Origin of the sequence: Leptolyngbya sp. FACHB-8 (genome assembly GCF_014695575.1) — a bacterium.
GTDB lineage: Bacteria > Cyanobacteriota > Cyanobacteriia > Elainellales > Elainellaceae > Vacuolonema.
This window is the reverse complement of record NZ_JACJOO010000059.1, coordinates 94903-111542: the sequence shown is the minus strand read 5'-3', so window position 1 is coordinate 111542 and position 16640 is coordinate 94903. Positions and strand designations below refer to the sequence as shown.

Annotated in this window: 7 protein-coding genes; all 7 read left to right on the top strand. The window is 55.4% G+C overall.

All coding sequences use genetic code 11. From position 1 onward, the window contains the following. Positions 1 to 323: 323 nt before the first annotated feature. The 7 genes from H6F91_RS15265 to H6F91_RS27570 all read left to right on the top strand — a co-directional run bounded on the left by H6F91_RS15265 (position 324) and on the right by H6F91_RS27570 (position 16393). Positions 324 to 2441 carry a bluetail domain-containing putative surface protein gene (locus H6F91_RS15265; protein ID WP_190772983.1) on the top strand — a complete coding sequence of 706 codons (2118 nt, stop codon included), beginning with the start codon at positions 324 to 326 and terminating at the stop codon, positions 2439 to 2441. Positions 2442 to 3030: 589 nt separating this feature from the next. Further along, entirely contained in the window at positions 3031 to 4245 is a 1215-nt protein-coding gene (locus tag H6F91_RS15260) for an HlyD family efflux transporter periplasmic adaptor subunit (protein ID WP_190772982.1), read from the top strand. Between the two features lie 2 nt (positions 4246 to 4247). Continuing rightward, entirely contained in the window at positions 4248 to 5390 is a 1143-nt protein-coding gene (devC, locus tag H6F91_RS15255) for an ABC transporter permease DevC (RefSeq protein WP_190772981.1), read from the top strand. Positions 5391 to 5392: 2 nt separating this feature from the next. Next, positions 5393 to 6553, top strand: a complete 1161-nt coding sequence (gene devC, locus H6F91_RS15250) for an ABC transporter permease DevC (protein ID WP_190772980.1) — start codon at positions 5393 to 5395, stop codon at positions 6551 to 6553. Positions 6554 to 6563: 10 nt separating this feature from the next. Next, positions 6564 to 7343, top strand: a complete 780-nt coding sequence (locus tag H6F91_RS15245; RefSeq protein ID WP_190772979.1) for a DevA family ABC transporter ATP-binding protein — start codon at positions 6564 to 6566, stop codon at positions 7341 to 7343. A 6-nt stretch (positions 7344 to 7349) separates the two neighbouring features. Next, positions 7350 to 7826 carry a YbjN domain-containing protein gene (locus tag H6F91_RS15240; protein ID WP_190772978.1) on the top strand — a complete coding sequence of 159 codons (477 nt, stop codon included), beginning with the start codon at positions 7350 to 7352 and terminating at the stop codon, positions 7824 to 7826. 284 nt (positions 7827 to 8110) lie between these two features. Then, positions 8111 to 16393 (top strand): type I polyketide synthase, encoded by an 8283-nt coding sequence (locus tag H6F91_RS27570; protein WP_199307844.1) that lies wholly within the window; start codon positions 8111 to 8113, stop codon positions 16391 to 16393. Positions 16394 to 16640 lie beyond the last annotated feature (247 nt).

Genomic DNA, 16640 nt, shown 5'->3' with positions numbered 1-16640 from the left:
CACCAATTTAACAGGTGAGATGAGGCGGGCTTTGTCCGCCCATCTCACCTGTTACAGCGCTTTTTAGCGCTTAAAATTTGGTTGTTTTTGTGAGAGCCGCGCGGAGCGCGGCTCTCACAAAAACAACCGTGACTGATTCAAGCGCAAAGCGCTGTAAATTGGTGGCCTGCTGTTATAAAAGTTACATGAAAGCTGCGTAATTCCTTTGACAGATAGTTTTCCGCGAGTTATCTCTGAGGAGAAGATTTGCTTTCATTAAAAAGGCTTCTGCCATTGACAGGAGCGGGAGCACCTTCGTATGTCCTTCTGGCGTTTCTAAAGCAATGGTGAATTTAGCAGCCCCCGTTCTCGACACATCTTTAGATTTGCAACTGGCTCCTATCTCTAACACGATTACGGATGCAGCAAATACTGGCATTACTGTTGCCGAGCTGATTGATGGCCTCATCACAGATGCCGATGCTGATGTAGGAGCGATCGCCATCACCCAGGTAGACAACTCTACAGGTACCTGGCAATACTCCCTGGATGGTGGGGTTAGCTGGGTCGATTTGACCAACGTGTCTGAAAGCAACGCGGTGGTATTGGGCTCAATTCCGCTTTTTGCTCCAGGTGTCAACGGTACTCCTGACCCCAGCGATCAGTCATGGCTCAGTCTTACTCGCTTTTCTCAAGGAAGTTTGTTCTCCCCGGGGGGAACTGAAACATCAACGGGTGCCGGGACAACTCTCAACACAACCCGAAGCGGTAATGAGAATGATACCTATGCCGGGTATAGCAACTACTCGGTAAATCTCCTTAACCAAACCTATACCCTCAAAAATTCTGCTTTCCCTTCCCTCAATCACAATGATGGCTTTCAGATCTCCTTTGAAGCGCAAGTCATTAGCAATACCCTAGCGAATGATGATCGTGCGGTGTTCAGTATCACGCTGGTGATGGCTGATGGGCAAACTGCCATCGAGCTTGGCTTTCAACGGACTGGCCCAGGGCAAGGACGAATTTTTGCCCAATCCGATGATCGGACTCCAAATCCGGGGGGCCTGCCTATGGAGCTCTTCACCTCGGCTGAAGAAACGACCTTTGATACCACATCCAGTCTGGTTCGCTATACCCTCGATGTCTCTGAAACAACCTATTCCCTAAAAGCGAACGGCACCCAGATTTTGACGGGGCCTCTACGCAACTATACAAGCTTCGCTCCGCAACCCATCGGCGGATTCACCCCACCCAATCCCTATACAGTGGCCAATTTGCTGTCCCTGGGGGACAACACGACCTCAGCCGGGGGCAGCTTTACTCTGGGGGATGTGTCGTTGCAGATGGAGACGCGCCTGCGCTTTGTACCTACGGCAAACTCGGTAGGCTCGGCGATCTCGTTTCGTGCCTGGGATGGTAGCGATGGCCACGCTCCGGGGAGCCGGGTGAATACGACAGCGAACGGTGGCACTACCCCCTTTAGTGCCGCTTCGGAGACGGCTACGGTTGCGGTCACCTCGTCTACTGCCATTTATGACTTTAGCGCCGCTACCTATCGGGTCATTGAGGGGAACACGGCTAATACGGTTAATGCGGTTGTGCTAACCCGCTCAGGCAATACAAATATTGCCTCTACCGTAACGGTTGTGCTGGGCCCAGACACCACCAATCCGGCTGCCCTTAACGATTATGGGACGTCGAGCGTAGCGGTGTCCTTCGCCGCTGGAGAAACCCAAAAGGTGATCCCAATTGGGATTTTTGGGGATGTGCGTTTTGAACCGGATGAGCGAATTGCCCTATCCCTGACAGCTCCCAGTGCTAATAGCAGCCTTGGAACACGCGCTACCGCTATCTTGACCCTGGTTAACGATGACCCTTTAAATGGAACCCCGAGAAACGATAGCCTCACCGGGAATGCTGGGGCCAATGTGATCAACGGGTTGGCTGGTCGAGATTCACTCGTGGGAGGTGGGGGGAATGACTCCCTAAACGGAGGTTTGGGAGCCGATACCCTTAACGGTGGAACGGGGGGCGATCGCTTCCTCTACCGGGGCACCAGCATCATTGCGGCACACGGCAATTCCCTCGTTGCGGCACCCGATCGGATTGTGGGTTTTTCGTCGGTGCAGGGCGATCGCATTCAGCTAGATTACGACAACCGCCTGAACACTTCCAACCGCCCCACAGGCGTCTTTAACGCAGGCGCAAAAACTGGAACATCTCTGGCTGCTGCTACCCGAGCAGCCTTTGCCGACAAGAACCAGGCTTTAGGCGGGCAACAAGCTCTCCGAGCTCGTGAAGCTGTCTTCTTCCGCTGGCGCAATCAGACCTACCTGGCTGTAAACGACAACCTGGCTGGCTTCTCCGCGAGCCGCGATTTGATTGTCAATGCTAATGGCATCCAGTTTGCTACGGGAGACGCGACGCGTGGTGCTTTAAACACAGCCAACTACTTCGTGTGACGCCATCCTGGAAAAGCCAAAGAGCAGATGTTTCTGAAAATACCCGCTCTTTGGCATCTGACAGCTTAACCATTTGCAGCACATCCCAGTCTAAAGCCTGGGGCCTACTTTAAGGCGCGCCCTGGTCTTTCACTACAGGATAGATGGGGTAGAGTTCGTTTGCTCCGTCTATCCTGTGATAGAGAAATAAACCCTCAATGACGTAGGGCTATAGAGCAATGTGCAAGTACGTTGATTAAGTACGGTGGTGTTGAGCACTTCGTGCCTGACGCCGTACTTAATCAACGTGCACCGCGTTATAGAACGTTTCGCCCAACCATTGGAGAAACCGTTGAAACGTTTGATTTTTCCTGCACGACACCTGTGAAAAATCAAATTTGTAAACAGAGTAAATTTTATTCGCCTTATGGTAGAGCCCGTATACCAAAAAATGTACTTTGGGGTCGCCAGACCGGGGGATTTTGCTTATAAAAAACTTTGCCAGAATAAGACTGTCCTGTCAGAAAATCTTTCGCCTAGCCCCCCCGTCGAAAGGTTGTAGATCGAACAGCTACAAGCACTCATTCGCTTACCAAGGTCTGTCATTCCTATGAAAATTGCTGAGCAATCTGAAGTCCAGCCTTCAGGTTCTCCAGTTCTCCTATCTACACAAAAACTACTCAAACGTGGGTGGGTCGGAATCCTTGGAGGGCTGGCGGCGATCGCCCTATTGGGGACTGGAGCTATGCGCCTCATTTCCGTTGTCTCTGCTCCGGCTGAGCCTGATTCTGCCGTCGAGGCAGCCCCCCAACGGGTAGAAGTTGTTGCTCTGGGCCGCATCGAACCTCAAGGCGAAGTCCTACGGGTTGGTGGCCCTACCGGAGAACGCATCGCCGAGTTGCGGGTTAAACGGGGTAGCCAGGTTAAAGCGGGCGATGTACTGGCTGTGCTGGAAAGCTACGACGAGCAAAAAGCCCAACGCGATCTTGCTGCCAGTCAATATGCCGAAGCTGTGCGCCGCCTGGAAGCCCAGACCCGTCTGGGTCAGGCTCAGATTCAAGAGGCTGAGACCCGCGTTAGCCAGGCGGCTGATCCTGTTGAATTTGAAATTGCCGCCCAACAAGCCAGGGTACGAGAGCTGGAAGCATCTCTGGATCTGGCCGAGCAAGATTTACAACGCAACCAGAGCCTATACCAGGAAGGAGCTATCTCCCGGCAGGAGTTAGATCAACAGGTCACTCAGGCACAAGAACTGCGAGAACAGCTTCGCAATGCTCAGGCAACACTGGTACAGGTGGAGCGATCGCGTAGCGCCGACATCCGCAACGCCCGTGCCCAACTGCAATCCCAACAGGCCAACCTGACCCTTTCCCAGATTCAGGCAGAGGTTGAGTCTAGCCAGCAAAACTTGAAGCTAGCTGAAGCCCGACTGGAGCGCACCCTGATTCGGGCTCCCCGCGAGGGACGGGTGCTGCGAATCATGACCGATGGTGGAGAGGCGATCGCCCAGGACGGCGGAGTGCTGGAACTGGGGGACACTCGCCAGATGTACGTGGTAGCCGAAGTTTATGAAACGGACATTGGCCTTGTAAAAGCTGGCCAGAGAGCGGTCATCACCAGCCGCAACGGTGCGTTTGAGGGCACCCTGACGGGAACTGTTGAGGAGTTGGGTTGGCAGATTTATAAGAATGACGTGCTAGATGACGACCCCGCCGCTAATGCCGATGCTCGGGTGATCGAAGCCCGTATTCGCCTGGACAATGGGAAGCTGGTCGAAGGGCTGACTAATTTGCAAGTGGATGTCCGCATCGACGTGGAGCCGTAACCATGCGTACCCCGCTGGCTTTGATGAACCTGGTGCACGAGCGGACGCGATTGGTGGTGGCGATCGCCGGGGTTGCTTTCGCGGTCATCCTCGTCTTCATGAATCTGGGTTTTTTGGGCGCGCTCTCCAAAACGGCCTCCCTATTCTACGGGCGCTTTAACGGAGAACTCTTCATCATTTCGCCCCAGGCGTTAGAAATTACGACCACCAAACCGGTTCCTATTGAGCGGATTTATCAAGTAGCAGGGGTGCGCGGCGTCGAGCAGGTAATGCCGATGTATTTGGGATACATGCAGTGGCGCAATCCCGAAACTCGCCAGAATCGAGCCATCTTTGTGTTTGGTGTGAATCCAGATGACCCGGTATTTCTGTTGCCGGAATTGCAAGATGCTCAAACTCAAGCCGCATTGCGACGTCCCGAAACGGTGCTTATTGATCGCCTTTCCCGCCCCGAGTATGGCCCTCAAACGACAGGAACCGTAACGGAAGCCGATCGCCGCACGGTAACCATCGGTGGGCAGTACACCATGGGAGGCGGGTTTGCAGCGGATGCCACGTTGATCATGAGTGATCAAAACTTTCGTCGTTACTTTGATCCCTTTCCCTTAAGCCAGATCAGTTTGGGGTTGGTGAAGCTGAAGCCGGGAACCGAGGCAGAACAGGTGAAGACCGAGATGCAGCGCATTCTGCCAGAGGATGTGGTGGTCTTGACGAAGGAGGAGATTATCGCGCGCGATCGCGACTATTGGATTAACGCGACGTCTACTGGATTTATCTTTGGTATGGGTGTTGCCGTTTCCTGCATTGTGGGTGTGGTGATTGTCTATCAAATTCTCTACACCGATATTTCCAGTCATCTCAAGCAGTACGCTACCTTAAAGGCAATGGGATATCGCAGTGGTTTTCTTTTCTCCACCGTGATTCAAGAGTCCGTTATCTTAGCCGTATTGGGTTATATTCCTGGCTTCATCGTTTCTCTGTTGCTTTATCAACTCACGTTGTGGGCGACCAGTAATGCCTTACCTGTTGAAATGGAGTTGCTGCGGGCGATCGTCGTATTTTTCTTGACGATCATTATGTGTACTTTGTCGGGGCTATTCTCCGTTAACAAAGTTATTCAGACCGATCCTGCGGAGGTGTTTTAACCATGCGAACGCCTTTAGCCTGGTCAAATCTCACCTATGAGCGCCGCAAATTAATAACGGCGTTAGCCGGGGTATCCTTCGCCGTACTCCTGATGTTTATGTTCCGTGGGTTTGAGAATGCTCTGTATGATAGCCAGGTGCAACTTCTCAAGATGCTCAACGGTGAGATTGTGGTTGTTAATCGCTTGAAGTACAGCATGTTTGTGCCGGAGCAATTTGCTCGGCGGCGGTTGTACCAGGCACAAGCGTTTGATGGGGTGGAAGCGGCCTACGGTCTGTACATGACCACGGCAAACTGGAAAAACCCTGAGACCAAAGCCGTGCGACCTCTACGGGTATTGGCCTTCAACCCGGCAGAACCAGTGCTACCCTTGCCGGGGATTTTGGCAAACCGGGCCGCCTTGCAGTTGCCCTGGACGGCTGTAATTGATGACAAATCCCGCTCAGAAGTTGGACCCACCCTGGCTGGGGTTGAGACAGAACTGGCGGAACAGCAGATTACCATCGTCGGCACCTATAGCCTGGGAACGGATTTTGCATCCGGCAACGGTAATCTGGTGATGAGCGACCAAAACTTTCTGCGGTACTTTGCCAACCTTGGCCCTGAAGAGGATAGCCGCACCCTCAGTACGGTTGATATTGGCTTGCTCCGATTATCTCCAGGGGCTAATGTTGCTCAGCTCGCTAAAACCTTGCAAGATCGACTACCAGATGATGTGCTGGTCCTGACCAAAGATGAGTTTGTCAATTTTGAATTGACTTTCTGGCGTGAGAACACCAGCATCGGCTTTGTATTCACCCTCCTAACCACCATGGGCTTCGTGGTCGGGATTATTCTCGTTTACCAAATTCTCTACACCGACGTATCTGATCACTGGGCCGAATATGCCACCTTGAAGGCCATGGGTTACAGCAACCGCTATTTGCTCTGGGTGGTGGTACAGCAGGCTCTCATTCTGGGGGTTATGGGGTTTGTGCCGGGGTACTTTATCGCATTGGTGCTGTATCACATGACCGCAAACGCCACGGGGTTGTTAATGGTGATGACCCTGACGCGGGGCATTAACGTGTTACTGGCGACGGTCGTGATGTGTCTGATTTCGGGGGCGATCGCCGTCCGCAAGGTACAGGCCGCTGACCCCGCCGAAGTCTTTGGAACGTGAAGGAGACCTCATGATAGAACCATCCTCAATAGCGCCTGGAGGATTGACCCTGGAGGCTCCTGCGGTTCGTATCCAGAATCTAAATTACTTCTTTGGGCAGGGCGATCTGCGGAAGCAGGTGTTGTTTGATATTAATCTGGTGCTGCCCAGGGGGCAGATCGTCATCATGACGGGGCCATCCGGTTCCGGAAAGACGACGCTGTTGACGTTGATCGGCGCACTTCGTACCGTGCAGAACGGGAGCCTGGAGGTGCTGGGACAGGAGATTGTTGGGTTGAGTAAGTCTCAACTGGTGGAGGTGCGGCGCAACATCGGCTTTATCTTCCAGGCCCACAATTTGTTTGACTCCCTTACGGCCTCCCAAAATGTCGAGATGGCGATCGAACTCACCCATGACTGGAAGGAGAAGCGCCAGCGGGCTGTTGATGTGTTGAGTCAGGTGGGGCTGGGCGATCGCGTCGACTACAAGCCCAAAGCTCTATCGGGGGGACAGAAGCAGCGGGTGGCGATCGCCCGTGCCCTGGTCAACCAGCCCCCTCTCATCCTGGCCGACGAACCCACGGCGGCTCTGGACAAGAAATCGGGGCGCGACGTGGTTACTCTGATGCAGAAACTGGCGAAGGAAGAGGATCGCACCATTCTCATGGTGACCCATGACAACCGCATTCTAGATGTGGCCGATCGCATCATTACCTTAGTGGATGGGCGTCTGGAATCAGACGACAATCTGGATCAATTTGTCGTTAGCCATGACCCCAAAGCCCTGGATCGCCGAATGTTTATTATCTGATGACCTATGGCTCTGTCGTTTGCCAGCAAAACTCAGGAATTGTCCTACACCAAAGTCGTGGACTATCTGCAAACCTCTACCCTGTTCGAGAATGCGGTGCAGTTTTCCACCACTCAACCTCGGATTAACCTGACCTACGGCTCAGCCCGTGTTGCTGTTGAGGTGCTGACGTGGGACGTGCATCCCTGGGAAGAACGGGAATTGGCGATCGTGCGGGCTTCGAGCTGCGTGACGGTCAACAGCCATCTTGGCCCGGAATTGATGGATTTTCTATTGACAGAAAATCAACGCATGCGGTTTGGGGCCTTTCATCTGGGGCCGCAGGGTGAGGTGCTGTTTGCCCACAGTGTTCTGGGGGGCGAGGGAATGGATTTGTTGGAATTGCAAACCTGCATCCTGTCCGTGGTCACCATTGCAGATACCTATGACGACCTGATTGTTGAGCAGTTTGGGGGGCAACGGGCTTTGGATTTGGGGATGTAGCGATCGCCACTAGAATTGCAGAAGCAATAGCCCTAATTGTTTTGTGCATGTAAAGTACCCACAGAATAATCAGGGCTTCCCGTGTCCGAATTGAATTCTGTCCATAAACTCCATTGACTGCCCATGATAATGCGGTAATGTGGATGTCGCAGAGTACCAGTCGGATACGGACTTCGCTGGAGCCAAAAGCTTTTCGCGTCAGCCCTCCACGACTTCGTCTCCGCGATGGTATGCCTGCTGTGTGCACTCTTCCCTGATTTACGGACTGTCCCGCTCGACCTGCTATGTCTTCGGAGCCGATCGCCATTGTTGGAATGGGTTGCCGCTTCCCTGGAGCCTACGGCCCGGAAGCTTTCTGGCAACTGCTGCGGGATGGTGTCGATGCCATCACCGACGTCCCGTCTTCTCGCTGGGATGTGGCCCAGTTCTACGACCCTGACCCTCGGCAACCGGGCAAGACGAACTTGCGCCATGGGGGTTTTCTCGACGGCGTTGACCAGTTCGATGCATCTTTCTTTGGCATTGCCCCCCGAGAAGCTATCACCATGGATCCTCAGCAGCGGTTACTGCTGGAAACTTCCTGGGAAGCCCTTGAAGATGCTGGATTTGTGCCTGAGCAGTTGCGTGGCTCCCAAACTGGCGTTTTCATTGGCATCGGCACCCACGACTATTCCATCCGCATGTGGCAACACCTGGTGGATGACCCCTACGCCACCACGGGCACGGGCAATTGCATCGCCGCTAACCGGATTTCCTACAGCTTCGACTTCAAAGGCCCCAGCTTGGCGGTAGACACGGCCTGTTCATCCTCTCTGGTCGCGGTGCATTTAGCCTGCCAGAGTTTGCAAACGGGCGAGTCCGATCTGGCTCTGGCCGGTGGAGTGAATGTGTTGCTGCTGCCGACCGTAACAGTCGGTTTTAGCAAAGGCGGCTTCATGTCTGGAGCAGGCCGCTGTCAGAGCTTTGATGCCAATGCCGACGGCTATGTGCGGAGTGAAGGGGCTGGAGTGGTGGTGCTGAAGCGGTTGTCGGAGGCGATCGCCGATCAAGACCCCATCTACGCCGTCATCCGGGGCACTGCCGTCAACCAGGACGGTTTCAGCAACGGCATCGCTGCGCCAAACCCGCGTGCCCAAGAGGCGGTTTTGCGGACGGCTTACCGTCAGGCAGGCGTCTCTCCGGGGCAAGTTCAATATGTTGAAGCCCACGGCACCGGAACCAAGCTGGGCGACCCTGTCGAGATGGAAGCCCTGGGCACCGTGCTGTCTGAGGGGCGTGAATCTGACCAAATCTGCACCGTTGGGTCAGTTAAGACTAACATTGGCCACAGCGAGACCGCTGCTGGGGTCGCAGGGCTGATCAAAGTTGCCCTCATGCTGAAACATCGTCAACTGGCTCCTAGCTTGCATTTTCGGGAACCGAATCCGGCGATCGCCTTCGACCAAATTCCTCTCCGGGTTCAAACTTCGCTTACGGATTGGGTTCCGCCCGATGGAATGCCGCGTCTGGCTGGGGTGAACTCCTTCGGCTTTGGTGGCACCAATGCCCATGTGGTTGTCGAAGAGTGGTCGGAAGCAGCTCTCTTGCGCACAGAGGTATCTGAGCCGGAGCCAGCCTGGCATATCTTGACTCTCTCAGCAAAAAATGAGGCAGCTCTGCAAGCCCTGGCGGGGCGTTACGCGGAGTTTCTGACCCAAAATCCCACGGTACCTTTAGTGGATCTTTGCCGGATGGCAAATGGGGGGCGATCGCACTTTTCCCATCGCATTGCCATCCCGGCCGTATCCGTTGAATCCATGCGGCTGGTGTTGGAGGCGATCGCCAGCGGGACAGCAGTCGAGGTGCCCAAAGGTGTTGTGGGCAAGGGCAAGGGAACTTCAGAACTAGCTCCTAATATTGCGTTTTTGTTCACTGGGCAGGGTTCCCAATATGCTGGAATGGGGCGCGAGTTGTACCAGCAGTACCCGGTATTTCGGGAGGCCATTGATCGGTGTGCGGAACTTCTGCAACCTCATTTGGATTGCTCTCTGTTGAGCCTCCTGGATCTACCTCTTGCGCAACCGGATTTGCGTTCTACCGAACTGCTAAATCAGACAGCTTATACGCAGCCTGCCTTATTTGCCGTCGAGTATGCCCTGGCGCAGCTCTGGCAATCCTGGGGAATTCAGCCTGCGGTGATGATGGGGCACAGTGTGGGAGAGTACGTCGCGGCCTGCTTGGCCGGGGTATTTTCTCTGGAAGATGCCCTGACGCTGATTGCAGCGCGCGGGCGGCTGATGCAAGCGCTGCCCCCCAATGGCGGTATGTTAGCAGCGATGGCAGACGCGGCCACAGTAGAACCGTTGTTGAGGGATGGAGTGGCGATCGCCGCTCTCAATTCCCCGCAGAACACCGTCCTCTCAGGCTCCCTGGATGCCCTCATCACCCTTAAGCAAGCTTTAGAGGCGCGAGGTATCAAGGCCACTCCTCTGCAAGTTTCCCATGCCTTCCACTCGCCCTTGATGGAGCCGATGCTGGAGGAGTTCCGGGCGATCGCCTCCCAAATCACCTATCGGCCACCCCAACGCCCCATCATCTCCAATGTCACCGGCGATTTTGTCGAGGAAGAGATCGCCACTTCCGACTACTGGTGTGCTCACATTTGCCAGCCTGTGCAATTTGCGCGTAGCGTGGAAACATTGCATGAGGCCGGGTATCGGCTCCTGCTGGAGTGTGGTCCCAAGCCTGTGCTACTGAGCATGGCGCGATCGGTGCTGTCTGATACTCAAAATCTTCACCTTCAAAATGGGGAGTCTAACTCCACGATCTACCTGCCGAGCTTGCGCCCACCGCAGCCAGAGCCACAGCCCTTACTGCATAGCCTTGCCAGTCTCTACACAGCAGGCTTCCCAGTAGATTGGGAAATAATTGATGGAAAGCTTCCTCGGCAGCATCTGCGCTTACCCACTTACCCGTTCCAGCGAAAATCCTTCTGGTGGAACCCACCCCAAACGCCTGCCCTTGCCCCTGCCTCTGCCGCTCTGCCCGTACCCGATCGCCCTCACCCTCTATTAGGGCAACGGGTTAGCGGAACCGGAGTCATGGGATATGAGGGGGCGATCGCCGCTTATTCCCCTGCTTATTTAATCGATCATCAAGTTGGTGAACAGGTAGTTTTCCCGGCAGCCGCTTTTGTGGAAATGGCTCTGGCCGCTGCTACCCGGCAATTGAAGACCCCTACGGTTTCCATTCAAGATCTGCAAATTGAGCAACCTCTGCGCCTGTCAGAAGCTCCTGTAATGCTGCAAACGGTGTTGCATCCTGAGCCTGCCGGAACCTATAGGCTGGCCATTTATAGTCAGCATGCTGCTTCTGACTTTACCCGGCATGGAACGGCTTGTATTGGTTTGGCAGAGCCAGGAGTATATCTCTCTCTAGCAGAGCTAAAGGCCGCTTTTTTCGGTGAATCGGCTCCCATGGAGGCAGCACAATCGAATGCTGTTTCCGCCTACTACGACCAACTGCGTCAGCAAGGGTTGCACTACGGCCCGGCCTTTCAGGGTATTCGTCTGCTGGCACAACTGCCGGGACAAGCTCTGGCCCGGTTGCAGCTTCCTGCTGAGGTCAGTGCTGAGGCGTATGTGCTACATCCGGCTCTCCTGGATGCAGCTTTCCAAACCCTGGGAGCAGCGCTGGGGGCATCACACCCCGGCACTTATCTACCCGCCGGGCTGGCACGTTTGCAGGTATACCGTCCAGCGGGCACATCCCTCTGGTGCTTCACCCAGGTGCATCTGCCTCAAGGTACCAATGGTAAAGCTTCGGCAGAGCTACGAGCCGACCTGTGGTTGATGGATGAAGTGGGTACTGTAGTGGCGCAAATTCAGAGAATGTCTCTGCGCTACCTGCATCCCAGCTCCCTCCAGCGGCTATTTCAGGGGCCACCCTCGGTTGCATCAGCGATCGCCCCCGCTTCAACGAACTCCGCATCCAATCAAGAGAACTTAGAACCCCAGATTTTTCAAACATCTACAGAACTGGGTACACAAACGTTGCCAACGGCATCATCCGCCGATCAAGCAACAGCTATCATGCCAGCCACCGATTGGCTCTATGAGATCACCTGGGAACCCAGTGAAATTCCAGCCACGATCGCGGCTGAATCAAGTACCTGGCTGGTGTTCCTGCCCTCGACGGCCATAGGAACGCGGTTGCTGGAGCAACTGCAAGAGCGTGGTGACTCGGTGCTGCGGGTGTATCCCGGGGAGGGGTTTTCTCAGGAGGGCGATCGCTTCACGGCGAACCCCCTCAACCCTGAGGATTTCCAGGCTGTGGTGCGGGCTGTCGGGCTCTCGACTCTACGCGGTATCCTGCATCTGTGGAGCCTGGAACCCACAGAGAAGGCTGATCCAATGGCTGCTCAACGGTTGAGTTGTGCCAGTACACTGCACCTGATGCAGACACTGCTCAAGACGAAAACCGCTGCGCCATCGCCCCTATGGCTGGTGACCCAAAATACCCAGGCCGTTCAACCCACCGATGCCGTTGTTCCGACCCATGGTTCCCTCTGGGGATTGGGGCGCGTGTTGCGGTTGGAACAGAGCGGCTGGCCCTGTCTCAATCTGGATCTGGATGGCACGGAAGCCTCTCTCGATGGCTGGCTGGCAGAGCTGGATGCGCCTGTACAGGAAACTCAACTGGCCTACCGGCGGGGCGATCGCTACGTTGCCCGGCTGACCCGTCTGTCTGACCCTGTCTCCCGTTCAGCGGATTTGCCTGCGGAGCCTTTCCGGTTACAACTGACGGATTATGGTATTCTCGACAACCTGATCCTGGTTCCCATGGAGCGGCATGCTCCGGCTCCCGGTGAGGTGGAGATTCAGGTGGCGGCTTCAGGGGTAAACTTTCGGGACGTGCTGAATGCCCTGGGAATGATGCGCCCCTACCTGGAACAGATGGGCCATGCCAGTGCAGACCAGGTGCCCTTTGGAGGCGAATGTTCTGGTCGGGTGACTGCTGTTGGAGCTGGAGTGACAGGGTTGCAGGTGGGCGATCGCGTCATCGCCGCTCAAGCAATGGGTAGCTTGAGCCAGTACATCACAATGGATGCCCGCTTCGTAGTGCCCATGCCAACGGGCCTGAACTTCGTCGAAGCGGCAACGGTGCCAACTACGTTTCTGACAGCGTACTACGGGTTATGTCGGTTAGCCCAGGTGAAGGCGGGCGATCGTGTCCTCATTCACGCGGCTGCCGGAGGAGTGGGTCTGGCCGCTGTGCAAATAGCCCAACAGCTCGGTGCGACTGTCTTTGCCACCGCCAGCCCTGGTAAGTGGGACTACCTCCGCTCTACAGGGGTGGAGTACGTGATGAACTCTCGCACTCTAGGCTTTGCCGATGAGGTGATGCGCCTGACGGATGGAGCCGGAGTGGATGTCATCCTAAACAGCTTGAATGGGGATTTTATTTCCAGGAATCTGGAGATTCTAGTTCCTAATGGGCGTTTTATCGAAATTGGAAAACTTGGCATTTGGAGTGCAGAACAGGTACAGGAGCAGCGCCCTGATGTGGCGTATTATCCCTTTGACTTACTGGAGGTTTCCAACGCGCAACCTGAATTAATCACTGAGATGTTGCAAGTGCTCATGGCCGAGTTTCAGGCCGAGCGATTGCAGCCCCTCCCCCACACAATTTTTCCCATTCAGGAATCGGCCAATGCGTTTCGCTTTATGGGGCAGGCCAAGCATATCGGTAAAGTGGTAATTACGCTGCCGCGACCCCAGGTTCCAGTCTCTATCCAGCGTCATGCAACCTATCTAATTACGGGTGGCCTGGGGGATCTAGGCTTGCAGGTGGCTCAGAAACTCGCAGAGGCAGGGGCACGGCATCTATTGCTGATTGGGCGAAAGCCGCCATCCGTGGAAGCGCAGGACGTGCTGCAAAAGCTAGATGCTGCCGGAGTTCAGGTGTCTGTACTGACGGTAGACGTTAGCGATCGCCCTGCCCTCGCGGCTGTTCTGGAACCCTGGCTTGCGCCCCAATCTGCAACCAATGCTCCACCTTTACGAGGCATCATTCATGCCGCTGGCGTGTTGCAAGATAGCCTGGTGCCGCGTCAACGTTGGGACAGTTTTGAGCGGGTGATGGCTCCAAAAATCTTGGGTGGCTGGTATCTACATGAATTGACATCAGCTTTGCCGCTTGATTTCTTTGTAAGCTTCTCGTCCATTGCCTCTCTCTGTGGCTCACCCGGGCAGGCCAACTATGCGGCTGCCAATGGCTTTTTAGACGCGTTGATGCACCATCGTCGCCAGGCCGATCTGCCGGGTCTCAGTCTCAACTGGGGACCCTGGGCGGCTGGCATGGCCGCACGTCTGCCCGATGCTGAACAGCGCTTTGCGGCTGCTGGTTTGCGCCTGGTACCCCCGGCTCTGGGTTTGGAGGTTATGCGATCGCTCCTCTCTGCACCGTATCCCCAAATTGGCGTCATTGGCTTTGATTGGCCCACCTTCTTGCGTCCGCAACCCGCTACCACCCTTCCCTTCTTTACCCACCAACGTGCCGAGGCTGATGAACGGATTCTCCCTGCGGCTGAAGCCCAAGGTTCTACTGCGCTAGAACCCATCCCGGCTGAATCCGATCCATCTCTCAATGCGACCGAAGCAACGACCCCGCCATCCCCCTCTTTGCCTTCTATGAGCCCAACCACCGAATTTCTGCAACACCTTCAGACCCTGGCTGAAGGCGATCGCATCTTCCATTTGCGCCATCACATTCAAGAGCAACTGGCTCGTGTCATGGGCTTTGCCTCCGCTGATGCCATCGATCCGCAGGAAAACTTTGGCGATCTCGGGATGGATTCCCTCATGGCTGTGGAGCTGACCAATCGCCTGCAATCCAGTCTGGGGTGTGCGGTCGCCCAATCTATGCTATTCGACTACCCCACTGTCGAAGCCCTGACTGTCTGTCTGCTTTCCCTGCTGGCCGAATCTCTATCAGCTCAGCCGCGACAGGCCGCTGGTCAAGCCCCCATGCCTGCCTCCCTGACCCCAGCACCCGCTTCTACTCCCCCAGTAACCCCGATTTCCCAGCCTCCTATCACCAGTGGTTCTTCAACGACTATCCCCCAGCCATTGACCACTAATGGTTTCCAGAATGGGGCTATTCCTCAACCCCTGGCAAACAACGGTTCTCAGACCCTATCTATCCCTCAACCGCTCACAGGCAACGGCTCTCAACCCGCCGCTATTCCTCAGCCGTTCAACCATCTCAACTCTCACTCCCCCTCTCAAAACGGCCAACGCATTGCTCAAATCACGGCTGGCCCATCCACCCATTCACCCATCTACCCATCCGCTCCCTCAGCGCCCCTGCCCGATCTCTCCCAAATCCCACCTGCCTATTACCAGCTCTCTCAACTGCCCGAGTACCTTGCCCTGCGGCAGGATCTTGATCGCGTTGAGCCGATGGGTAATCCCTTCTTTGATGTCCACGATGGCATCATGCGTGATACCAGCCGGATTAATGGCCGGGTGGTAGTGAACTACTCCAGCTATAACTATGTGGGCATGTCGGGGGATCTGGAGGTGTCTCAGGCGGCGATGCGGGCGATCGCCCAGTATGGCACTTCGGTCTCTGCCAGTCGCGTTGTCTCAGGTGAGCGCCCTCTGCACCGGGAACTGGAGCGGGAGATCGCTGATTTCCTGGGGACTGAGGATTGCATTGTGTTTATCGGGGGGCATCCGACGAATGTCACCACCATTGGGCATTTGATGGGCGATCGCGACCTCATCCTCTGCGATTCTTTGAGCCATAACAGCCTGCGGGAGGGTTGCAAGCTTTCGGGCTCTACGTTAATGGATTTTCCCCACAATGATTGCCAGGCGTTGGAAACTATCCTGCAACAGCATCGCCTCCAGTACGAGAAGGTGCTGATTGTGGTGGAAGGGGTGTATAGCACGGATGGTGATATTGCACCTTTGCCGGAAATTGTAGCCCTGAAGCACCGTTACAAAACCTTGTTACTGGTGGATGAAGCTCACTCGATTGGTGTTCTGGGGGATACTGGGCGGGGTGTTGGTGAGCACTTTGGAGTGGCCCGTACAGATGTGGATCTGTGGATGGGCACCATGAGCAAAGCTCTGGCCAGTTGCGGTGGTTACATTGCGGGCTGTAAGGAGATTGTGGAATATCTGAAATACACGGCACCCGGTTTTGTGTTTAGTGTGGGGATGGCCCCTCCTAGCGCAGCGGCGGCGCTGGCGGCGTTGCGGAGGCTGAAGGCGGAGCCGGAGCGGGTGGCGACCTTGCGGGCGCGATCGCAACTGTTCTTGCAGTTAGCCCGCCAGAAGGGACTGAATACGGGGATGAGTCGAGACACGCCGGTTATTCCCATCATTGTTGGGGAGCCGCATCGGGCGGTAATGCTGGCTCATGTGTTGTTAGAGCGGGGGATTAATGCGCGTCCGATGGTGTATCCGTCGGTGCCGTTTAATGGGGCGCGGTTGCGGTTCTTTTTGACGAGTTTGCACACGGAGGCGCAGATTCGGTCGACGATTAATGTTTTGGCGGAGGAGTTGGCGCGGCTTTAGGGGCTAAACGGTTCTTTTCGGGTTTGAGTGTCTGAGTAAAGGTTTGACTTGGGGGCGCGTCGCCCCCCAAACCCCCTGACTGGGGGACGGCTGCCCGTCCCCCAGACCCCCTCGGCAAAGGGGTTTTGTTATGCATGAGTCGGGTTGGGTCGCTTCGCATCTGTGGGGTTTTAAATTAGGTCTGGGTGGGGTTTGTCGGTGGGTGTTGTGGGCGGTTGTGTTTCAAGCCTGTGAATGGGTATGTGGA

Coding starts and splice junctions, on each gene's coding strand:
- H6F91_RS15265 (WP_190772983.1), top strand. CDS start 324: ATGGTGAATTTAGCAGCCCCCGTTCTCGACACATCTTTAGATTTGCAA.
- H6F91_RS15260 (WP_190772982.1), top strand. CDS start 3,031: ATGAAAATTGCTGAGCAATCTGAAGTCCAGCCTTCAGGTTCTCCAGTT.
- devC (WP_190772981.1), top strand. CDS start 4,248: ATGCGTACCCCGCTGGCTTTGATGAACCTGGTGCACGAGCGGACGCGA.
- devC (WP_190772980.1), top strand. CDS start 5,393: ATGCGAACGCCTTTAGCCTGGTCAAATCTCACCTATGAGCGCCGCAAA.
- H6F91_RS15245 (WP_190772979.1), top strand. CDS start 6,564: ATGATAGAACCATCCTCAATAGCGCCTGGAGGATTGACCCTGGAGGCT.
- H6F91_RS15240 (WP_190772978.1), top strand. CDS start 7,350: ATGGCTCTGTCGTTTGCCAGCAAAACTCAGGAATTGTCCTACACCAAA.
- H6F91_RS27570 (WP_199307844.1), top strand. CDS start 8,111: ATGTCTTCGGAGCCGATCGCCATTGTTGGAATGGGTTGCCGCTTCCCT.